The organism is Prauserella flavalba, assembly GCF_003202235.1.
Lineage (GTDB): Bacteria > Actinomycetota > Actinomycetes > Mycobacteriales > Pseudonocardiaceae > Prauserella_A > Prauserella_A flavalba.
The window spans coordinates 54,849-75,717 of sequence record NZ_MASU01000007.1 but is presented as its reverse complement, the minus strand read 5'-3'; the positions used below and the strand labels follow the sequence as shown (position 1 = coordinate 75,717).

The following is a 20,869-nucleotide window of genomic DNA, read 5'->3' as shown; positions in this document are numbered from 1 at the left end:
CGCGTGACTGAGCCCGATCAGCCCGAACGGACCACCGAGGCGAAGGACGCCGCCAAGCAGGGCGCGGAGCCCGAGCGCGAGCCGACGCTGCTTGAGCAGATGGGCGGTGTCTCGGGGCTGATCTACTCGTCGGTCCCGGTGATCGTGTTCGTCCTCGCGAACAGCCTCTTCGGCCTGTCCGTCGCGATCTGGAGCTCACTGGGCAGCGCCGTGCTGATCACGGTACTGCGGGTCGTGCGCAAGGAGCCGTTGCAGCCGGCGATCTCCGGGTTCTTCGGCGTCGCCATCGCCGCGTTCATCGCCTACCGCACGGGCTCGGCCAAGGGCTTCTTCCTGTTCGGCATCTGGGCGAGCCTGGTGTACTGCGCTGCGCTCGTGCTGTCCGTGGCGGTGCGCTGGCCGCTCGCCGGTGTCGTGTGGAGCTACCTCAACGGCAGCGGCATGGCCTGGCGCAAGGACAAGCCCTCCCGCCTCGGTTACGACGTCGCCACGCTCGCGCTCGCCGCGGTGTTCGCGGCCCGGTTCGTGGTGCAGCGCTGGCTGTACGAGGAGGACTACACGGGCTGGCTGGCCTTCGCCAAGATCGCGATGGGCTATCCGCTGTACGGCCTCGCGCTGCTCGTCGTGGTGTGGGCCGTGCGCCGCTCCGACAAGCGGCTCAAGGAGCTGGAGACCGAGGAAGAGCTCACGGACGCCGAGATCGAGGCGCGGCTGCGCGTCAAGTACGGGGAGAGCCCCGCACCCGGCACGCAGTAGCGGCTCAGTACCCGAGCGCCTTGCGCACGTCGGGCTCCACGTCGGCGGCGGCGACGAGCAGCAGCTCGTCACCCGGCTCCAGCGGATCGTCCGGCTGCGGCACGATCACCCGGTCCCCGCGCAGGATCGTCACCAGCGCGGCGTCGCGGGGCAGCGCCAGGTCGCGCACCGGCGTGCCCGCCAGCGGCGTCTCCGACGGCAGCGTGAGCTCCACGAGGTTGGCCTGGCTCTGCCGGAACGTCATGAGCCGCACCAGGTCTCCCACGCTCACGGCCTCCTCGACCATCGCGGCGAGCATCCTCGGCGTCGACACGGCGACGTCCACGCCCCAGCTGTCGTTGAACAGCCACTCGTTGGCCGGGTTGTTGACCCTGGCGACCACGCGGCGCACCGCGAACTCCGTCTTGGCCAGCAGCGACACCACGAGGTTCACCTTGTCGTCGCCGGTCGCGGCGATCACCACGTCGCACAGCTGGATGCCGGACTCCTCGAGCGTCGACACCTCGCACGCGTCACCGAGCACCCAGTCGGCCTGCTCGACCGTGCCCGGCGTGAACTGGCCGGACTGCCGCTCGATGAGCATCACCTGGTGCCCGGCCTCGATCAGCTCCGACGCGATGGACCGGCCCACGGCGCCGGCACCCGCGATCGCGACGCGCATCAGTGTCCTCCGCTGGAAGTCGGTGGCGTGAGTCGGCGGATCCAGGTTTCCGCCGGCAAGACGCCGGTTCGTCCTCGTACTGGACCGTACTCGGGCGGACCGGCGACGCCCCGGGCGGGAAGCGGGGCCGGTGTATCGCGTGGCGAACTACCGTCGGGACACACGGTCTAGCTCTCTTCCTCGGGGCCGCGGGCGGCCACGCTCGTCACGTCCCCGACGGTGCCCGAGTGCGCGGCGACGTACACCGCGTCGTCGGCCTGCAGCACCGTCTTCGCGTCGGGCAGCACGCCGTTGCCGAACCGCATCACGAACGCCACGCGCGCGCCGGTGGCGTCCTCCAGCTCCCGGACGCTGTGCCCGATCCAGTTCTCGTGCAGGGGCAGCTGCAGCAGCGCCACGGTGCCCGTCGGGTCACGCCACGACGCGGCCACGCCCTCCGGCAGCAGGGTGCGCAGGAAGCGGTCGGTGGTCCACGGCACCGTGGCCACGGTGGGGATCCCGAGCCGCTCGTAGACAGCGGCGCGCTTCGGGTCGTAGATGCGCGCGACGACGTGCTCGACGCCGAAGGTCTCGCGGGCCACTCGCGCGGAGATGATGTTGGAATTGTCGCCGCTCGACACGGCCGCGAACGCGCCGGCGTGCTCGATGCCGGCCTCGATCAGCACCTGCCGGTCGAAGCCCATGCCGACCACCTGCTGGCCGTGGAAGTCGCTGCCGAGGCGTCTGAACGCCTCCCGGTCGCGGTCGATGACGGCCACGTCGTTGTCGAGCCGCTCCAGCGCGGCCGCCAGGGACGCGCCGACCCGGCCGCATCCCATGATCACCACGTGCACGTCCGGTGCCTCCTCCAGTGCGTCGGCGACTGCGCAGAACCTACCCCCGGAACCCTCCGCCCACGCGGCGAGGCCGGGAATCCACACTCTCAGCTTTCACGATGTTCGGAAGGTTGGGAAGGTTACGATGGCTGGTGAAGCGAAGAGCGGAGGAGCATGGCGGACGTACGGGACCCGGCCGAACGGATGGCCCTGACCCTGACCCGGCACGGCATGCACCGCATGACCGCGAGGGTGCTGTGCGTGCTGTTGTTCGCCGACCAGGAGACGATCACCGCGGGTGAGATCGCCGAGTGGCTGGACGTCAGTGCGGGCTCGGTCTCGGGCGCGCTCAAGATGCTCGAGGCGATGGGCATGGTGGAACGGGCTCCCGTGCCCGGCAGCCGCCGCGAGCACTACCGGTTCCCGGACGACGCCTGGCCCACACTGATGTCCAGCCAGAACAAGGTGGTGGAGGAGATGCAGGTCGCCGCGGACGCGGGGATCGCGGTCGTGGGCGAGGACAGCCCCGCGGGGCGCAGGCTCACCGAGATGCGGGACTTCTACGCCCACCTCCTGCGGGCACTGCCCGAGCTGATCGAGGACTGGCGCCGCGGCCGGGTCCGGTCCTGATCCAGGTCCTCCTGCCACCGACGATTACGCTCCTGCCGTGTCCAAGTTCGCCACCGCGACGAAACGACTCGTCCTCGGTCGCCCCTTCCGCAGTGATCGCCTGGCGCACACGCTGCTGCCCAAGCGGATCGCGCTGCCGGTGTTCGCGTCCGACCCGATGTCGAGCGTGGCGTACGCGCCCGAGGAGATCCTCCTCGTGCTGTCGGTCGCCGGCGCGTCGGCGTACGTCTACAGCCCCTGGATCGGGCTGCTCGTCGCGCTCGTGATGGTGACGGTCGTCGCCTCGTACCGGCAGAACGTGCGCGCCTACGGTTCCGGCGGCGGCGACTACGAGGTCGCGACGGTCAACCACGGCCCGCGCTGGGGGCTCGTGGTCGGCAGCGCCCTGCTCGTCGACTACATCCTCACCGTCGCGGTGTCCATCGCCTCGGCCGCGGCCAACATCGGCTCCGCCGTGCCGTTCGTCGCCACGCACAAGGTGGAGTTCGCCGTGGTGGCGATCCTGGTGCTGATGGCGATCAACCTGCGCGGTGTCCGCGAGTCCGGCACGGCGTTCGCGATCCCGACCTACGCGTTCGTGTTCGGCATCCTCGGCATGATCGCCTGGGGCGCGTTCCGGACGTTCGTGTTGGGTGAGGAGATGCGGGCGGAGAGCGCGGGCTTCGAACTCGTCGCCGAGGAGCACCACCTGGTCGGGCTCGGGTTCGCGTTCCTCATCCTGCGCGCGTTCTCCTCGGGCAGCGCGGCGCTCACCGGCGTCGAGGCGATCGCCAACGGCGTGCCCGCGTTCCGCAAGCCGAAGGGCCGCAACGCCGCGACGACGCTGCTGATGATGGGCACGCTCGCGGTGACCATGTTCCTCGGACTGCTGTTCCTCGCCGACGCGACCGGCGCGATCATGGCCGAGGACCCCGAGCGCCAGCTCGTCGGCGCGCCCGAGGGCTACGAGCAGAAGACGCTCGTGGCGCAGCTCGCGGGCGCCGTTTTCGCCGGGTTCCCGCTCGGCACGTGGTACGTCATCTTCTTCACCGGGCTGATCCTCGTGCTCGCGGCCAACACGGCGTTCAACGGCTTCCCCGTGCTGGGCTCGATCCTCGCGCAGGACCGGTTCCTGCCGCGCCAGCTGCACACGCGGGGCGACCGGCTGGCGTTCAGCAACGGCATCCTCTTCCTCGCGGGGCTCGCGATCGTGCTCGTGGTGGCTTTCGACGCCGAGGTCACCAAGTTGATCCAGCTCTACATCGTCGGCGTCTTCGTGTCCTTCGTCCTCAGCCAGAGCGGCATGATCCGGCACTGGAACCGCAAGCTGCGCGACGAGACCGATCCGGCGGAACGACGGCGGATGCGCAGGGCACAGTCGATCAACGGCTTCGGCCTGTTCATGACCGCGTCGGTGCTCGTGGTGATCCTCGTGACCAAGTTCCTGGCTGGCGCGTGGATCTCGATCGTCGCGATGGCCGCCATCTACTTCATCATGGGCGCGATCCGCAAGCACTACGACCGGGTGTCCGAGGAACTCAGGGAGATCGAGGACGAGCCGGTGACGCTCCCGGCCCGCAACCACGCGATCGTGCTGGTGTCGCAGCTGCACCGGCCCACGCTGCGCGCGCTCGCCTACGCGAAGGCCACGCGGCCCGACGTGCTCGAGGCCGTCACCGTGAACGTCGACGACGCCGACACCCGCAAGCTCGTCGACGAGTGGCAGCGGCGTGGCTTCTCGATCCCGCTCAAGGTCGTCGAGTCGCCCTACCGGGAGATCACCAGGCCGGTGCTCGACTACGTCAAGCGGATCCGGGGCGACCATCCCCGCAACGTCGTCACGGTGTTCATCCCCGAGTACGTGGTCGGCCGGTGGTGGGAGCAGGTGCTGCACAACCAGAGCGCCCTGCGGCTCAAGGGCAGGCTGCTGTTCCAGTCCAGGGTGATGGTGACGAGCGTGCCGTGGCAGCTGGAGTCGTCGAAGCGGGCGTCGAAACGGGCCGACCGGGCCCGTCCGGTCGCCGGTGACGTCCGGCGCGGCTTCTACGGCCCCGAGCGCACGAGCAACGGGGTGGCCGCGGACCGGCGGCCCGCGAGCAAGGGGCAGGACTCGCCGCGGTGACCGAGAACTGGACGGGCCGCACACTGGAGGTCGAGGTCGGCGCCGTCGCGCACGGCGGGCACTGCGTCGCGCGCGCGGAGGGCCGCGTGGTGTTCGTGCGGCACGCGCTGCCCGGTGAGCTCGTGGTCGCCGAGATCACGGAGGACAAGGGCAAGTCCTTCTGCCGTGCCGATGCCGTGCGCATCCTGCGTCCCTCGCCGGACCGCGTCGAGCCGCCCTGCCCGGTCGCCGGGCCGGGCCTGTGCGGGGGCTGCGACTGGCAGCACGCGAGCGGGGACGCGCAGCGCAGGCTCAAGGCGGGCGTGGTGGCCGAGCAGCTGCGCAGGCTCGCGGGCGTGGAGTGGCCCGTGGAGGTGGAGGCCCTGCCCGGTTCCCTGCTGCGCTGGCGCACCCGCGTGCGTTTCGTCGCGGGCCGCGACGGCAGGCCGGGACTGCGCGCGCACCGCAGCCACCGGGTGATCCCGCTCGAGGACTGCCCGATCACGCTGGAGAAGGCGGCCTCGGCCGGGCTCTCCCGGCGCAAGCGGCCGGGCACGGAGGTCGAGACCACCGAGGACGCCCGTGGCCGCGTGCACGTCGCCGAGGTGCCCCCGGGCGGCAAACCCCGGCAGCTCACGGGAGGCACCGCCGTGGAGCGCGCCGCCGACCGCGACTGGCGGCTCGCCGCGCACGGTTTCTGGCAGGTGCATCCGGAGGCCGCCGACACCTTCGCCCGCGTGGTGGGGGAGTGGGCGCGGGCCTCGCGCGGCGCCACGGTGTGGGACCTCTACGCCGGTGCCGGGCTGTTCGCGTCGGTGCTCGCCGGTCAGGTCGGCCAGGAGGGGCGCGTGCTGGCGATGGAGTCCGGGCGGCGCGCCGTGGCCGATGGCAGGGCGAACCTCGCGGACCTGCCGCAGGTGCGCTGGGAGTGCGCCCGCGTCGAGCACGCGCTGCGGGACGTGTCCGGACGGCCCGAGGTGGTGGTGCTCGACCCGCCGCGCAAGGGTGCGGGCCGCGACGTCGTGGAGTCCATTGTGGAGGCGGAGCCGGAGCGGATCGTCTACGTGGCCTGCGATCCGGCCGCGCTCGCTCGGGACGTCGCGACGTTCTCCGGGCACGGCTACCGGCTGCGCGAGCTGCGCGCGTTCGACGCCTTCCCTATGACCCACCACGTGGAGTGCGTGGCGCTGCTGACGCGGGAGCGAGGCTAGAACCGCAGCAGCACCTTGCCCGACGACGCCGCGTCGCGGGCGGTCGCGAAGGCCGTTTCCGCCTCGCCGAGCGGGAACTCGTGGCTGATCACGGGCTCGGCCACCAGCGAGCCGTCGGCGAGTGCGGCGACCACGCCGGACAGCTCGGCGTGGAAACGGAACGAGCCGGTGACCGTCAGCTCGCGGGTCACCACGAGCCCGGAGGGGAACGGCTGCTCGGGCTTCGGTGGCAGGCCGAGCTGCACGAGGTGCCCGCCGCGGCGCAGCGAGCGCACCGCCGTGGCCAAGCCCGCCGCCGCGCCCGAGGAGTCGATCGCGATGTCGGCGCCGAGGTCCTCCGGCGCTCCGCCGGTGAACGTCGCGGTGGCGCCCAGTTCCCTGGCCAGCCGCAGCGGGCGCTCGTGCAGGTCGGTCACCACGATCTCGCCCGCACCAGCGCGGCGCAGCACCGACACCACGAGCGCCCCGATCGGTCCCGCGCCCACCACGAGCACGCGCCTGCCCGCGACCTCGCCCGCCCGCGACACGGCGTGCCAGGCGACCGAGGCCGGTTCGGCGAGCGCGGCCGTGCGGACGGCGAGCCCCTCGGGCAGCGGCACGAGCCGGGCCGCGTCCACCACGTGCCGCTCGGCGAACGCCCCGTCGGTGTGCGGGAACCGGGCCGCGGAGCCGAGATACGTGGTGTGCGGGCACAGGTTCTGCCGCCCCTCGGCGCAGAACGCGCACGTGCCGCACGGCGTCGCCGGGTGGATCGTCACGGGCGTGCCCTCGGCGGGCCCGGAGCCGTCGGCGGCCGCGACGGCCACGTGGCCGGACACCTCGTGCCCGAGCACCATCGGCCCGCGCAGCACGGACTCGCCCACGGCACCGTGCGCGTGGTAGTGCAGGTCCGAGCCGCACACGCCGCCGTAACCGACGGCCACCACGGCCTCGTGCGGCGCGGGCTCGCGCAGCGTGCGGGTCTCCACCCGCAGGTCGCCCGCCGCGTGTGCCACCAGTGCCCGGTACTCCACGATTTCCTCCCGGAGGATCAGACGACGGCGGTCATGCCACCGTCGACGAACAGCACCTGCCCGTTGACGAACGCCGAGGCGTCCGAGGCGAGGAACACGGCGGGACCGACCAGGTCGGCCACCGCGCCCCACCGGCCGGCCGGGGTGCGCCCGGTGACCCACGCGCTGAACTCCGGATCGGCGACGAGCGCCGAGGTCAGCTCCGTGTCGAAGTAGCCGGGGGCGATGCCGTTGACCTGCAGGCCGTGGCCCGCCCATTCGGCGGTCATGGCCCGCGTGAGGTTGCGCAGCCCGCCCTTCGCCGCGGTGTACGGGGCGATCGAGGGGCGGGCGAGGTCCGTTTGCACCGAGCAGATGTTGATGATCTTGCCGCGGCCTCGGTCGATCATGCCTCGCGCGACGGCCCTGCCGACCACGAACGCGCTCGTGAGGTCGGTGCGCAGCACGGCCTCCCAGTCGGCGAGCGCCAGGTCGAGCATCGGCTGCCGGTGCTGGAAACCCGCGTTGTTGACGAGGATGTCGATGCCGCCGTGCCGGGTGGTGAGCTCCTCGACGGCGCCGGTCACCTGCTCCTCGTCGGTGACGTCGAACGCGACCGCGTCCGCGCCCAGCGTCGCGCGCGCGGACTCCAGCCGCTGCGGGTCCCGGCCGTTGAGCACGACCGTGGCCCCGGCGGCGGCGAGCCCCGCCGCGATCGCGTGGCCGATGCCCCGGCTGCTGCCGGTGACCAGCGCGACCCGCCCGGTGAGGTCGAACAGCTTGTGCGACAAGGGTTTCTCCCGTTATGCGAGGACGAACAGCACCGACGACAGCGCGAAGCCCATGAGACCGATCGTGGTCTGCATGACCGTCCACGTCTTGAGCGTCGTCTTCACGTCCATGCCGAAGAACCGGCCGACGAGCCAGAACCCGGAGTCGTTGACGTGGCCCGCGGTCACCGAGCCCGCCGCCAGCGCGAGCACCAGCGCGGTCAGCTCGACGCCGTTGAACGACCCGCCGAGCACGAGCGGCTGCACGAGGCCCGCCGCGGTGGTGAGCGCGACCGTCGCGGAGCCCTGCGCGATGCGCAGCACGGTGGCGATCAGGTACGCGGCGACGATCACGGGCAGGCCCAGGTCGGACATCGCGTCGGACAGCGCGTCCCCGATCCCGCTGGCGCGCAGCACGCCACCGAACATGCCGCCCGCGCCGGTGATGAGGATGATCGAGCACACCGGGCCGAGCGCCGAGTCGACGAGCTTCTCCAGCGTCTCCTTGCCTCGGCCGCGGCGCGTGCCGAGCACGTACATCGCGACGAACACCGTGATCAGCAGCGCGATCGGGGTCGAGCCGATGGCCCTGGCGACCTGGAACCAGCCCGCGTCCTCGTCGAGCCAGCCCGCCGAGCCCGCGGTGTTCAGCCCGGTGTCGGCGAAGATCAGCACGAGCGGCAGGAGCAGCAGCCCCACGACGGTGCCCGGCTTCGGCGGGTTCTCGTCGCGCTCGTCGTCGTCCCCCTGCTCGCCGCCTGCGAGGATGCCCGGCACCGGAAGGACGATGTTCTTGCCCGCCCACAGCCCGAAGAGGTAGCTGGTGACGAACCAGGTGGGGATGGCGATGAGAAGGCCGAACAGGATGACGAGGCCGACGTCGGCGCCGAGCAGGCCGCTGGCGGCGACCGGGCCGGGGTGCGGCGGGACGTAGATGTGCATCACCGAGAACGCGCCCGCCGCGGGCAGGCCGTAGCGCAGCACGCCGCCGCCGAGGCGCCTGGCGACCGAGAAGACGATCGGCAGCATCACGACGAGCCCGGCGTCGAAGAAGATCGGGAAGCCGAAGATGAGCGACGCGATGCCGAGCGCGAGTGGGGCCCGCTGTTCGCCGAAGCGGCGGATCAGTGAGTCGGTGAGTGCCTGTGCGCCGCCGCTCACTTCGACGAGCCTGCCGAGGATCGCACCGAGACCCACCAGCAGGGCGACACTCGCGAGCGTCGAGCCGAACCCGTCGGTGAGGGTGTCGATCACCGAGCCGGCCGGGATGCCGGTGGCGAACGCCGTGGCGGCGCTGACGGTGACCAGAGCCAGGAAGGCGTGGATCTTCAGCTTGATGATGAGGAAGAGCAGCACGGCGATCGCGCCCGCGGCGATCCCCAGCAGGGGACCCGCGCCGAGTGTCTGGGTCCACTCGTCGGTGTTCATACGTCAGCTCCGTTGCTATCCGGTGTCGCGGTGGGGCGGGTCACGGGTGCAGGCCGAGCCGTGTCAGCGCGGTGACGGTGACCTGCTCGGGACCCTGGGTGACGTCGACGGTCACGCCGTCCTCGTCGGGGGAGAGCGGCTCGAGATCGGCGAACTGCGAGCCGAGGAGCGAGGGCGGCATGAAGTGGCCGGAGCGCTCGGCCAGCCGGGCACCCACGGTCTCGGTGGTGCCGCAGAGGTGGACGAACCGCACGCGTGCCGTGGCCCCGCGCAGGATGTCGCGGTAGGCGCGCTTGAGCGCGGAGCACGTCACGACGGCGTTCTCGCCCGCCGCGGCGCGCTCGCTGATCCAGTCCCGGATGGCCCGCAGCCACGGTGCCCGGTCGGCGTCGCTGAGCGGCGTGCCCGCCGTCATCTTCTCGATGTTGGCCGGGGGGTGGAACTCGTCCGCCTCGGCCATGCGCCAGCCGAGCCGGGTGGCGATGAGCTCGGCGACGGTGGTCTTGCCCGCACCGGACACCCCCATCACCACCAGGCACGTGGACGCCATGACCGCTCCTCGTCGAAAGGTACTATCTTTGGGGCGGAAAGATAACACCATTGGTGGAGCCGGGAAAGAGGGCCCTCCCGGATAGGCTTTGCGCGTGGGAGTCGGGGACGAACCGGGTGCCGAGTCGAGGCACAGTCCGGTGCTGGACAAGATCGGACGCGAGATCACCTGCGGTGAGCTGCCCGCCGGTCACGTCCTCACGCTCGACCGCATCCAGGAGCGGTTCGGCGTCTCGCGCACGGTCGCCCGCGAGACGATGCGGATCCTGGAGTCGATGGGGCTGGTCACGTCGCGGCGCCGCGTGGGCATCACCGTGCAGCCGCGCGACTCGTGGAACGTCTTCGATCCCAGGGTGATCTGGTGGCGCCTGTCCGGGTCGGGGCGGGACGCCCAGCTGCGGTCGCTCACCGAACTGCGGATCGCGATCGAACCGCTCGCGGCGTCCGCGGCGGCGCGCAGCGCGTCGGCGGCGGAGCGCGAGCGGGTGCTGGCCGTCGCGGGGCAGATGCGCGGGCTCGGCGAGGCGGGCAAACTCGACGAGTTCCTCGAGCTCGACATCGCCTTCCACCGGCTGCTGCTGGAGGCGAGCGGCAACGAGATGTTCGGCGCGCTAGCCGACGTGGTCGCCGTGGTGCTGCGTGGCCGGACCCAGCTCGGCCTCATGCCGCACCAGCCCGTTCCCGAGGCGCTGGCCCTGCACGAGGAGGTGGCCCGCGCCGTCGCGAGCGGGCGCGCCGCCGACGCCGAGGACGGCATGCGCGAGCTGCTCGCCGAGGTCCGCGACGCGATGCTCCCCCTCTGGCAACGCTGACCCACTGCGCGAGTCGTGCGTTCCCGACCGCGAGTCGTGCGTTCGGGACCGCGAGTCGTGCGTTCGGGACCGCGAGTCGTGCGTTCGGGACCGCGAGTCGTGCGTTCAGGCCGTGCGCGCGGCGATGCCGGGGTAGGACAGGACGAGCCCCGACTCGTCGTAGACCAGGGTGCAGGTGAACTCGAAGGCGCGAGCGGAGTAGTCGTACCGCTGCCGCCTGCCGTTGTCGACGAGGTGCTCGTAATCCTGCTCCAGCCGTTCGACGGTGAGGTCCTCCGCGCGCACGTACGCCGCCGGTGCCGACGCCCGCCGTCCCGGCGGCAGCGCGAGGCGGTGCACCGGCAGCGTGTTGGTCATCGCCGAGGACTCCAGGTCGACGTCGAGGCAGCCGTCCAGGTCACCCGCCTCGGCGCCGTCGACCCACCAGTGCCCCTCGCCGTCGGCCTCGAGCACCGTCGTGCGCGTGCCCGTGGCCCACCGCGCGGTGACGACAGCCCGGCGCGTCGTCCAGGTGCGGTCCACCGCGATGTCGTAGCCGACGATCCAGGGCACGTCGTGCTCGACGGCCGTGGTGCAGCCGCGCAGGTGGTACCCCTCGGCGCCGGGCTCGAAGTAGGCGACCTCGAACCCGGATCGCGCACCCTCGTGGGACCAGGCGGCGCTCGCGGGCGGCGCGGCGAAGGACATACCGCAACGGTAGCCGCGAACGCACGACTCGCGGTCCCGAACGCACGACTCGCCGTCCGGAAGGGGGAACTCGCGAACGGGAGCGCACGACTCGCGAACGGGAGCGCACGACTCGCGGAGGCGTGGCTCAGCGGCGGGCGTCCTCGGCGACCATGTCCGCGCACTTCTCGCCGATCGCCATCGTGGTGATGCACGGGTTCACCGCCACGAGGAACGGCATCGCGGAGCCGTCGGCCACGCGCAGGCCGTCGACGCCGCGGACGCGCAGCCGCTCGTCGAGCGGCGCGAGCGGGTCGCTCGCGGGACCCATCTTCACCGTGCACGAGGGGTGGTAGACGGTGTTGTGGGTCTTGCGCAGGTAGTCGGCGATCTCGTCGTCGCTCGTCGTGTCGATACCCGGTGCGAGCTCAGGACCGGCCCACTCCGCCATCGCCGGCTGCGACACGATCTCGCGCGCCAGCCGGATGCCGTACGTCATCACCCGCAGGTCGTGCGGGTCGGTGAAGTACCGGGGGTCGACCTTCGGCTTGTCGCGGAAGTCCCTCGTGCGCAGGCGGACCGTGCCGGTGGAGCGCGAGCGCGTGACGTTCGGCGTCAGGCAGAAGCCGTTCTCCGTCGTCGGGTAACCGTGCCGCAGCGTGTTCAGGTCGAACGGCACCGCGCCGTAGTGGAACATCAGGTCCGGCCGGTCCAGCCCCGGCTCCGTGGTGGTGAAGATGCCGATCTCCCACCACTGCGTGGAATCGGTGACCATCGGCCTGCGCGCCTCCCACTGGATCACGCCCTCGGGGTGGTCCTGCAGGTTCTCGCCGACGCCGGGGGCGTCCACGAGCACGTCGATGCCGAGGCCGGTGAGATGCTCCGCGGGACCGATGCCCGAGAGCATCAGCAGCTTGGGCGTGTCGATCGCGCCCGTGCTCACGATCACCTCGCGCCGCGCCACGACGGTCTCGCTGTGCAGCAGGTCCTCGGTGAGCACCTCCACGCCGGTGCAGCGCAGCCCGTCGAACGTGAGCCGCTTGGCCCGCACCCCGGTACGAACCTCCAGATTGGACCGTTTACCGAGAATGGGGTGCAGGTACGACACCGACGCCGACGAGCGCGTGCCGTCCTCGCGCGCGTTGATCTGGAACCAGTTCGCGCCGTGGGTGACAGTGGTGCCCGAGTTGAACTCCGTGCGCGGGATCCCCGCCTGCGCGCACGCCTCCAGCAGCGCGACGCCCGCGGGGTCCGTCGGCGGCACCGAGCGGATCGTCACCGGGCCGGACCGGCCGTGGTGCTCTCCGGGCCCGTCGTTGGTCTCGAGCCGCTGGTACAGCGGGAAGACGTCGGCCGCCGACCAGCCCGGAAGGCCGAGCGAGGCCCACTCGTCGAGATCCTCCGCCGGTGCCCAGAACGCGATGCACGAGTTGTGCGACGAGCAGCCGCCCAGCACCTTCGCCCTCGCGTGCCGCAGGAACGAGTTGCCGGACTCCTGCGGCTCCACGAGATAGTCCCAGTCGTAGCCGGACTCCAGCAGCGCCATCCAACGGTTCAGCTGCAACACCGCCGGGTCGTCCACATCGGACGGTCCGGCTTCGATCAGGCACACGTGTCTCCGGGGTCGCTGTGGTCCGCATCGAGTGCCCGGCCGGGCAGTATGCCGCTGCCGCGGCGACGATGCCGATGAACAGCACCGCGCCCCACTGCAGGTACCAGTGGTACGGCGGTTCCGCGTTGTAGACGTCGCGGCGCGGCCAGGCCAGGTTCACGACCATGCCGGCGCCCCACAGGACGCCGAGGACGTTGACAGGCAGGCCCCAGCGGCCGAGCGAGAAGTAGCCCTGGCCCACATCGGGTGGCGGCCACTGCCCGCGCAGCCGCTTGCCGAGCATCGGCACCGTCACCAGCAGGTACGCCAGGTAGATCATGACGATGCCGATGCTGGTGATCACGGTGAAGATCTGCGGCTGGCCGACGTTGACCACCAGGATCACCACCGCGAGCACGCCGGTGACGAGCGCGGGCACCACCGGGGTCTTGTGCTTCGGGTCCACTGTGGCCAGAACGCGGCCCGCGGGAAGGTTGTTGTCCCTCGCCATCGCGAACATCATCCGGATCGCCGCCGACTGCACGGCCAGGTTGCACACCGTGATCGCGATGACCACCGACCACAGCAGCGCCGTGCCGAGCCCGCCGCCGAGGGTGTCGAGCACGATGAACTGCAGCCCGCCCTCGGCGATGCGCGGGTCGGCGATGTCGCCCACCGCCATGAGCGCGAACAGCAGGATCAGCCCGCCGATCACGAACGACGCGACGAGCGCGCGCAGGATCGCGCGGGGCGCGTTGCGCCGGGGGGTCGTGCGACTCCTCGCCGAGCGAGCTGGCCGTGTCGAAGCCGTACATCACGTAGGTGGAGGCGAGCGCGGCGACGAGGAACGCGCCGAGGTAGCCGCCCGCGTAGCCCTCGCCCGTGCCCTGGGTGTCGAGCACCACGTCCGGTCCGCGCGTGATGTTCGCCGCCAGCAGGACGATCAGCAGCACCGCGGCGACCAGCTCGATGAACACGCCCGCGCTGTTGATACGCGCCATGAGCTTGACGCCGTAGGCGTTGACGGCGGTGGTGAACACGATGAGCGCCGTGCCGAGGATCACCGCGTTGAGCGCGTCGTCGTCGGCGAACTGGAAGAACGACGAGATCTGCGGCAGCGTGATCTGATAGGCCAGCGCCACCGCCGCGATCGTCACGATCGACGCGGTGAGCATCATCCAGCCCGCCAGCCACGCCACGTGCCTGCTGCCGAGCCGTTTGGACCAGTTGTAGATCGAGCCGGCGACGGGGTAGTACGCGGCCAGCTCGGCGAAGGAGAGCGCCACCATGAGCTGGCCCGCGAACACCATCGGCCACGACCACCAGTAGGCGGGCCCGCCGAAGCCGAAACCGAAGTAGAACAGCTGGAAGGTACCGGTCAGGATCGAGATGTAGCTGATGCCTGCCGCGAAGGTGTGGAAGTTGCCGAGCGACCTCGAAAGCTGAGGTTTGTAGCCGAAACCGGCGAGTCCGTCGTCGACCCGGTCAACGCTCATGCCCTTTCTCCTCCGTCAGGAATCTCCTGAGAACCAGCGCTGCGGCGCGGGCCGCAGGTTCTGATAGATGTGCTTGACCTCCTGGTACTCGGCCAGCCCCGTCGGCCCGAGCTCCCGCCCGAAGCCGGACTGCTTGAACCCGCCCCACTCCGCCTGCGGCAGGTACGGGTGGAAGTCGTTGATCCAGACCGTGCCGTGCCGCAGCCTGCCCGCCACGCGCTGCGCGCGGGAGGCGTCGGACGTGAACACCGCGCCCGCGAGCCCGTAGTGGGTGTCGTTGGCGATGCGCACGGCGTCGTCCTCGTCGGTGAACGTCTCCACCGTGAGCACCGGTCCGAACGACTCCTCCCTGACCGCGGTGCTGCCCTGTGCCACGCCGTCGAGCACGGTCGGCAGGTAGTAGAAGCCGTCCGCCAGCTTCTCGTCGTCCGGCCTGCGGCCGCCGGTGCGCAGCACGGCGCCCTCGGCGAGCGCAGTGGCGACGTAGCGTTCCACCTTCTCGCGGTGTGCCGCCGAGATGAGCGGCCCGGTCTCGGCCTCGGGGTCGAACGGGCCGCCGAGCCGGATCAGCTCCGCCCGGCGCACCACCTCGTCGACGAAGGCGTCGTGGATCTCCTCCTGCACGATCAGCCGCGAGCCCGCGGAGCACACCTGGCCCGAGTGCAGGAAGATCGCCGTGAGCGCGTAGTCCACGGCCGTCTCGAAGTCCGCGTCGGCGAACACGACGTTCGGGTTCTTGCCACCCAGCTCGAGTGCGACCTTTTTCACGGTCGCGGCGGCGGAGGCCGCGATCACCCTGCCGGTGGCCAGGCCTCCCGTGAACGAGACGAGGTCCACGTCGGGGTGCTCCGCGAGCGGCGCGCCCGCCGCCGCGCCCGCGCCCAGCACGAGGTTGCCCACCCCGGCGGGCAGCCCGGCCTCGGTCAGGATCCGCATGAGCAGGATGGCCGTGTGGGGGGTCAGCTCACTCGGCTTCAGGACGAAGGTGTTACCCGCCGCGAGCGCGGGTGCGACCTTCCACGCCGTCTGCAGCAACGGGTAGTTCCACGGGGTGATGAGCCCGCACACGCCGACGGGCTCGTGCACGATCCGGCTGACCGCGTCCGCGTCGCCCGTGTCCACGACGCGGCCCGCGTCCTGGCCTGCGAGCTTGCCGTAGTAGCGGAAACAGGCCGCGATGTCGGCCATGTCGTACTCGCTCTCCACCAGGCGCTTGCCCGTGTCGAGCGACTCGGCCCTGGCGAAGGCGTCCCGGTCGCGGTCGAGCAGGTCGGCCACGCGCAGCAGGAGGTCGCCCCGCTGCCAGGACGGGGTCGAGGACCAGGCGCCGTCGTCGAACGCCGCCCTGGCCGCCGCGATCGCGCGCTCGGTGTCCTCCCCGGTGCCTTCGTCCACAGTGGCGACGAGGGAACCGTCGGCGGGACAACGGATCTCCCGCGTGCCACCCCCGGCCGCGCCGACCCACTCGCCACCGATGAAGAAGTCCGCCATCGCTCGTCTCTCCGTAGTCCCGACAATGGTTCACGACCGTACCTTTGTCGTGGTGATGGATCCACCCGGTCGAGGCCGAGTTCATCGTGGCGTGCCTCTCCTAGACTAGGCGGACGAGGTATCGAACCTACGGCGAGCGAGGTGGAGCGTGACGTTGCTGGAGTCCGTGCACGGGCCGGCCGACCTCAAGCGATTGGATCACGGGCAACTGGGCGTGCTGGCCGGGGAGATCAGGCAGTTCCTTGTCGAGAAGGTGTGCAGGACCGGCGGTCACCTGGGGCCCAACCTGGGGGTTGTCGAGCTGACGCTGGCGCTGCACCGCGTCTTCGACTCGCCGCGTGACTCGATCCTGTTCGACGTCGGCCACCAGGCCTATGTGCACAAGATCGTCACCGGCCGCCACGATGGTTTCGACCAGCTGCGCCAGCAGGGTGGCATCGCGGGTTACCCGGCGCGTGCGGAGAGCGACCACGATCACATCGAGAACAGTCACGCCTCCACGGCCCTGTCCTACGCGGACGGTCTCGCCAAGGCCTACCGCCTCGCGGGTGGCGGACGGCACGTCGTGGCGGTGGTCGGTGACGGCGCGCTCACCGGCGGCATGTGCTGGGAGGCGCTCAACAACATCGCCGCCAACCCCGACCATCCCGTCGTGATCGTCGTCAACGACAACGGCCGGTCGTACTCGCCGACGATCGGCGGCCTCGCCGAGCACCTCGCCGCGCTGCGCCTGCGGCCCGGCTACGAGCGGATCCTCGACGGCGGGCGGGAGCTGCTGCAGCACACGCCCGTGGTCGGCAAGCCGCTCTACACGGCGCTGCACGCCGCGAAGGCCGGCATCAAGGACGCGCTCAGCCCGCAGGTGATGTTCTCCGACCTCGGCCTCAAGTACTTCGGCCCCGTCGACGGTCACGATGTCGCCGCGCTGGAGAAGGCGCTGCACAACGCGAAGACGTTCGGCGGGCCGGTGATCGTGCACGCGGTCACCGAGAAGGGCCACGGCTACCCGCCCGCGGTGAACCACGAGGCCGACCAGATGCACCAGACCGACCCGATCGACCCGCAGACGGGCCTGCCACCGAAGAAGGGGCCGAGCTGGACCTCGGTGTTCTCCGACGAGCTGGCCCGCATCGGCGCCGAGCGGGAGGACGTCGTCGCGATCACGGCGGCGATGCTGCGCTCGACCGGGCTGCACAAGTTCGCCGACGCCTACCCGGACCGCTGGTACGACGTCGGCATCGCCGAGCAGCACGCGGTCACCTCGGCGGCCGGCCTCGCGATGGGCGGGCTGCACCCCGTGGTGGCGATCTACTCGACGTTCCTCAACCGCGCGTTCGACCAGGTGCTGATGGACGTCGCGCTGCACCGGCAGCCCGTGACGCTCGTGCTCGACCGCGCGGGCATCACCGGCCCCGACGGGCCCAGCCACCACGGCATGTGGGACCTGTCGCTGCTCGGCATGGTGCCGGGCATGAAGGTCGCCGCCCCGCGGGACGCCGAGACGCTGCGGGAGGAGCTGCGCGAGGCGGTCGCCGTCTCCGACGGGCCCACCGCGCTGCGCTTCTCGCGCGGCGGCGTGGTGGAGTCGGTGCCCGCGCAGGAGCGGATCGGCACGGTCGACGTGCTGCGCAAGGGCGCCAGCGAGGACGTGCTGCTGGTGGTGGTGGGGGCCTTCGCGAAGCTCGGGCTCGCCGCGGCCGACCGGCTGGCCGACCAGGGCATCGGCGTGACCGTCGTCGACCCGAGGTGGGTCGTGCCGGTGCCGGAGGAGCTGGTCGAGCTGGCCGCCCGGCACCGGCTCGTGGTCACGGTCGAGGACAGCGGCCGCCACGGCGGGTTCGGCTCTGCGCTGGCCGCCGCGTTCCGCGACGCCGACTGCGATGTTCCGTTGCGTGATCTCGGTGTGCCGCAACGGTTCCTGGCACACGGCACGCGGGACGAGGTGCTCGCCGGCATCGGGCTCACGGCACAGGACGTCGCACGCAGGGTCACCGAGTGGGCCTCGACCCGCCTCGGCGAACCGCACGCCGCCAGCACCGTGGAGACCACGGACTCGACGCCGGACTGAGTTTCCGAACCGCAGTGAAGGCCACCTTCACTGCGTTCAACGCAGTGAAGGTGGCCTTCACTGCAGCTGGGTGCACCTGGCTCGCCATCCCTAGAATTCCAACCGGGTCTTCACACAGGAAGCTCTCAGAAATCTATGACACGGTGTTGACGTGCGGGTATTGGTAGTTGAGGACGAGGCGCCGCTCGCCGAGGCGATCGCGCGCGGCCTGCGCCGGGAGGGCATGGCCGTCGACGTCGCCTTCACGGGGGACGAGGGCCACGAGAAGGCGACCATCACGCGGTACGACGTCGTGCTGCTCGACCGGGACCTGCCCGGCATGTCGGGTGACGACCTGTGCAAGGAGATCGTCACGTCGGGGGAGCTCACCCGGGTGCTCATGCTCACCGCCAGCGGCGCGGTGTCCGACCGGGTCGAGGGCCTGTCGCTGGGCGCGGACGACTACCTCGCGAAGCCCTTCGCGTTCCCCGAGCTGGTGGCGCGCGTGCGCGCACTGGGCAGGCGGGCCACCCCGGCCACGCCGCCGGTACTCACCGCGGGTGACGTCGAGCTCGACCCCTCGCGGCGCACCGTGCGCAGGGGCGGCGAGCTGGTGGAGCTGACGCGCAAGGAGTTCGGCGTGCTGGAGGTCCTGCTCTCCGCGGGCGGCGCCGTGGTCAGCAGCGAGGACCTCCTCGAACGCGTGTGGGACGAGAACGCCGACCCCTTCACCACCACGGTGCGCGTCACGGTGATGACGCTGCGCAAGAAGCTGGGGGAGCCGGGCATCATCGACACGGTCGTCGGCTCCGGTTACCGGGTGCCGGGCGCGGGCTCGAGTGCGGAGTCTGGTTCGCTCGCGGAGTGATCCGCCGTACGGGACTCCCGGTGCGCAGCCTGCGCGCCCGTATCACCGTGCTCGCCACCGTGCTCGCCGCGGTCGTGAGCCTCGTCCTGCTGTGGCTCGCGTGGACGCTCGTCGGTGACGCCGTCGCCGCGGTGCCGCAGCTGCCGCCCGGCACGATCGTCCGGGTCGACGGCGCCGACATCGAGGCGTCGCTGCTGGCCGACCACCTCAGAGAGCACGCGCGGGAACGCGTGCTGATCGCAGGGGCGGTCGCGTTCTGCTTCGTGGTGGCCGCCGCGGGGATCCTCGCGTGGACGTTCACCTCGCGGGTGCTGCGGCCGCTGCGGGAGATCACCGACACCGCGACGCGCCTCTCGGTGGAGTCGATGGGGGAGCGCATCGGCGAACTGTCCACTCGCGACGAGCTGGCCGAGCTGGCCCACACGTTCGACGCGATGCTCGACCGGCTCCAGGCCGCGTTCGAGGCGCAGCGCCACTTCGTCGCCAACGCGAGCCACGAGCTGCGCACCCCGCTGTCGGTGATCCGCACCGAGCTGGACGTCACACTGTCCGACGAGCACGCCGACGAGGCCGAGCTGCGGCGCATGGCCGGGGTCGTGCGCGACGCCACCGAACGCGCGGAGCAGCTCGTCGGCTCGCTGCTGCTGCTCGCGCGCACCGACGGCGCGGGGCTGGTGCTCACCGAGCCGGTGGACCTGGCCGCGGTGGCCGACACGGCGTGGCGGGCCGTGCGCAGCGAAGCCGAGGGGCGGGGCCTGCGGGCGGAGTTCAACCTCGCGCCCGCCGTCACGACCGGCGACGCCGCACTGCTGGAGAGGGTGGCGGGCAACCTGCTGGAGAACGCCGTGCGGCACAACGTCGACGGCGGGTGGCTGGAGGTCGCCACCGAGCAGGGGCCACGGCGGGTGACGCTGCGGGTCCGCTCGTCGGGACCGCTGATCGACCCCGCGACCGTCGGCGAGCTGTTCGAGCCGTTCCGCAGGGCGGGGGTCGCGCGCACCGCGCGGTCGGGCGCCGGTCTCGGGCTCTCGATCGTGCGCGCCGCCGTGCAGGCACACGGCGGCGCGGTCAGCGCCGAGCCGGTGGTCGGCGGTGGGCTCTCCGTCACCGTCCACCTGCCCGCGTCACCGTAGCGGGTTACGGTCGGGGCATGGTTTCCGAAGTCGAGCTCAACAACGGCGTCCGCATTCCCCAGCTCGGATTCGGGGTCTACAAGATCCCGGACTCCGACGTCGCGAGCGCGGTGCACACGGCGTTCGAGGCCGGGTACCGCAGCATCGACACGGCGACGCTGTACCGCAACGAGCGCGGGGTGGGCCAGGCCGTGCGGGAGTCCGGGCTGCCGCGCCGGGACGTGTTCGTCACCACGAAGCTGTGGAACACCGAGCACGGCTACGACGAGGCGCTGCGCGCGTTAGAGGGCAGTCTGGGCGAGCTCGGGCTCGACTACGTCGACCTGTACCTCATCCACTGGCCGGTGCCGAGCCGGGATCGCTACGTCGACACGTGGCGGGCGCTGGAGAAGATCGCCTCCGACGGCCGGGCCCGCGCGATCGGCGTCTCCAACTTCCAGGTGCCGCACCTGCGAAGGCTCATCGACGAGACCGGCGTCGTCCCGGCGGTGAACCAGATCGAGCTGCACCCGTGGCTGCAGCAGCCGGAGCTGCGGGCGTTCCACGAGGAGCACGGGATCGCGACCGAGGCGTGGAGCCCTATCGCGCGGGGTGGCGAACGGCTCTCCGGCAACGAGGTGATCTCCACGGTCGCGCGCAAGCACGGCAAGACCCCGGCGCAGGTGGTGCTGCGCTGGCACCTCGAACTCGGGCACATCGCGATCCCGAAGTCGGTGACGCCGGAGCGCATCGAGCAGAACATCGACGTCTTCGACTTCGAGTTCGACGAGCAGGACGTCGCCGGCTTCGCGACGCTGGAGGCCGGCGACCGCCTTGGCCCGCACCCCGACACCCTCAGCTAACCGTATAACGCCCTATACGTTTCGGCCCCCA

Annotated in this window: 17 protein-coding genes and 2 pseudogenes; 9 read left to right on the top strand and 10 right to left on the bottom strand. The window is 71.4% G+C overall.

The window, feature by feature from the left end; all coding sequences use genetic code 11:
- Window positions 1-3: 3 nt before the first annotated feature.
- Window positions 4-756, top strand: a complete 753-nt coding sequence (locus BA062_RS18830; protein WP_391361665.1) for a DUF3159 domain-containing protein — start codon at window positions 4-6, stop codon at window positions 754-756.
- 4 nt (window positions 757-760) lie between these two features.
- Here BA062_RS18830 and BA062_RS18825 read toward each other — a convergent pair whose 3' ends face one another.
- Both BA062_RS18825 and BA062_RS18820 read right to left on the bottom strand, forming a co-directional pair.
- On the bottom strand, window positions 761-1,417 hold the full coding sequence (locus BA062_RS18825; RefSeq protein ID WP_110338511.1) for a potassium channel family protein: 657 nt from the start codon (window positions 1,415-1,417) through the stop codon (window positions 761-763).
- Between the two features lie 167 nt (window positions 1,418-1,584).
- Window positions 1,585-2,250, bottom strand: coding sequence for a potassium channel family protein (locus tag BA062_RS18820; protein WP_110339042.1), 666 nt, complete (start codon window positions 2,248-2,250; stop codon window positions 1,585-1,587).
- Between the two features lie 156 nt (window positions 2,251-2,406).
- On the opposite strand from BA062_RS18820, the gene BA062_RS18815 reads away from it, so the two are divergent.
- From BA062_RS18815 to BA062_RS18805, 3 genes are read left to right on the top strand one after another with little or no spacing between them, the layout of a single operon-like run.
- A complete protein-coding gene (locus BA062_RS18815; protein WP_110338509.1) occupies window positions 2,407-2,862 on the top strand; it encodes a GbsR/MarR family transcriptional regulator in 456 nt (151 codons plus the stop codon).
- A gap of 37 nt (window positions 2,863-2,899) precedes the next feature.
- Window positions 2,900-4,963: an APC family permease gene (locus BA062_RS18810; RefSeq protein ID WP_110338507.1), complete on the top strand. Its 2,064-nt coding sequence runs from the start codon at window positions 2,900-2,902 to the stop codon at window positions 4,961-4,963.
- On the top strand, window positions 4,960-6,153 hold the full coding sequence (locus BA062_RS18805; protein WP_110338505.1) for a class I SAM-dependent RNA methyltransferase: 1,194 nt from the start codon (window positions 4,960-4,962) through the stop codon (window positions 6,151-6,153). The genes BA062_RS18810 and BA062_RS18805 overlap by 4 nt, the downstream gene beginning before the upstream one ends.
- Here the strand turns inward: BA062_RS18805 and BA062_RS18800 are convergent.
- Genes BA062_RS18800 through BA062_RS18785 form a run of 4 tightly spaced genes read right to left on the bottom strand, consistent with a single transcriptional unit; the run spans window position 6,150 to window position 9,893 of the window.
- Entirely contained in the window at window positions 6,150-7,166 is a 1,017-nt protein-coding gene (locus BA062_RS18800) for an L-idonate 5-dehydrogenase (RefSeq protein WP_245959897.1), read from the bottom strand. The genes BA062_RS18805 and BA062_RS18800 overlap by 4 nt on opposite strands.
- A gap of 17 nt (window positions 7,167-7,183) precedes the next feature.
- Entirely contained in the window at window positions 7,184-7,936 is a 753-nt protein-coding gene (locus tag BA062_RS18795) for an SDR family oxidoreductase (RefSeq protein ID WP_110338503.1), read from the bottom strand.
- Between the two features lie 12 nt (window positions 7,937-7,948).
- On the bottom strand, window positions 7,949-9,343 hold the full coding sequence (locus BA062_RS18790; RefSeq protein WP_110338501.1) for a GntP family permease: 1,395 nt from the start codon (window positions 9,341-9,343) through the stop codon (window positions 7,949-7,951).
- A 40-nt stretch (window positions 9,344-9,383) separates the two neighbouring features.
- A complete protein-coding gene (locus BA062_RS18785; protein ID WP_110338499.1) occupies window positions 9,384-9,893 on the bottom strand; it encodes a gluconokinase in 510 nt (169 codons plus the stop codon).
- Between the two features lie 94 nt (window positions 9,894-9,987).
- Between BA062_RS18785 and BA062_RS18780 the strand changes: the two genes are divergently transcribed.
- Complete coding sequence (locus BA062_RS18780) at window positions 9,988-10,704, top strand: FadR/GntR family transcriptional regulator (RefSeq protein ID WP_110338497.1); 717 nt, start codon at window positions 9,988-9,990, stop codon at window positions 10,702-10,704.
- Window positions 10,705-10,809: 105 nt separating this feature from the next.
- Here the strand turns inward: BA062_RS18780 and BA062_RS18775 are convergent, their stop codons facing one another.
- From BA062_RS18775 to BA062_RS18760, 4 genes and pseudogenes are all read right to left on the bottom strand, one after another.
- Window positions 10,810-11,391: a putative glycolipid-binding domain-containing protein gene (locus BA062_RS18775; protein WP_110338496.1), complete on the bottom strand. Its 582-nt coding sequence runs from the start codon at window positions 11,389-11,391 to the stop codon at window positions 10,810-10,812.
- 127 nt (window positions 11,392-11,518) lie between these two features.
- A pseudogene (locus BA062_RS18770) lies at window positions 11,519-12,994 on the bottom strand (GMC family oxidoreductase); the annotation flags it as partial.
- 43 nt (window positions 12,995-13,037) lie between these two features.
- Window positions 13,038-14,457, bottom strand: a pseudogene (locus BA062_RS18765) (APC family permease); the annotation flags it as partial.
- 15 nt (window positions 14,458-14,472) lie between these two features.
- Entirely contained in the window at window positions 14,473-15,948 is a 1,476-nt protein-coding gene (locus tag BA062_RS18760) for an aldehyde dehydrogenase family protein (RefSeq protein WP_110338492.1), read from the bottom strand.
- A gap of 148 nt (window positions 15,949-16,096) precedes the next feature.
- Between BA062_RS18760 and dxs the strand changes: the two genes are divergently transcribed.
- From dxs to BA062_RS18740, 4 genes are all read left to right on the top strand, one after another.
- On the top strand, window positions 16,097-18,016 hold the full coding sequence (gene dxs / locus BA062_RS18755; protein ID WP_110338490.1) for a 1-deoxy-D-xylulose-5-phosphate synthase: 1,920 nt from the start codon (window positions 16,097-16,099) through the stop codon (window positions 18,014-18,016).
- A gap of 151 nt (window positions 18,017-18,167) precedes the next feature.
- Window positions 18,168-18,863 (top strand): response regulator transcription factor, encoded by a 696-nt coding sequence (locus BA062_RS18750; RefSeq protein ID WP_110338488.1) that lies wholly within the window; start codon window positions 18,168-18,170, stop codon window positions 18,861-18,863.
- On the top strand, window positions 18,860-19,996 hold the full coding sequence (locus tag BA062_RS18745; protein WP_110338486.1) for a sensor histidine kinase: 1,137 nt from the start codon (window positions 18,860-18,862) through the stop codon (window positions 19,994-19,996). The genes BA062_RS18750 and BA062_RS18745 overlap by 4 nt, the downstream gene beginning before the upstream one ends.
- A 17-nt stretch (window positions 19,997-20,013) precedes the next feature.
- Window positions 20,014-20,838, top strand: coding sequence for an aldo/keto reductase (locus BA062_RS18740; protein ID WP_110338484.1), 825 nt, complete (start codon window positions 20,014-20,016; stop codon window positions 20,836-20,838).
- The last annotated feature ends 31 nt before the right edge of the window (window positions 20,839-20,869 follow it).

What these genes read in the sequence shown, in the direction of transcription:
- BA062_RS18825 (WP_110338511.1), bottom strand. Translation starts at nt 1,417, where the DNA reads ATGCGCGTCGCGATCGCGGGTGCCGGCGCCGTGGGCCGGTCCATCGCG.
- BA062_RS18815 (WP_110338509.1), top strand. Translation starts at nt 2,407, where the DNA reads ATGGCGGACGTACGGGACCCGGCCGAACGGATGGCCCTGACCCTGACC.
- BA062_RS18790 (WP_110338501.1), bottom strand. Translation starts at nt 9,343, where the DNA reads ATGAACACCGACGAGTGGACCCAGACACTCGGCGCGGGTCCCCTGCTG.
- BA062_RS18785 (WP_110338499.1), bottom strand. Translation starts at nt 9,893, where the DNA reads ATGGCGTCCACGTGCCTGGTGGTGATGGGGGTGTCCGGTGCGGGCAAG.
- BA062_RS18775 (WP_110338496.1), bottom strand. Translation starts at nt 11,391, where the DNA reads ATGTCCTTCGCCGCGCCGCCCGCGAGCGCCGCCTGGTCCCACGAGGGT.
- BA062_RS18760 (WP_110338492.1), bottom strand. Translation starts at nt 15,948, where the DNA reads ATGGCGGACTTCTTCATCGGTGGCGAGTGGGTCGGCGCGGCCGGGGGT.
- BA062_RS18740 (WP_110338484.1), top strand. Translation starts at nt 20,014, where the DNA reads ATGGTTTCCGAAGTCGAGCTCAACAACGGCGTCCGCATTCCCCAGCTC.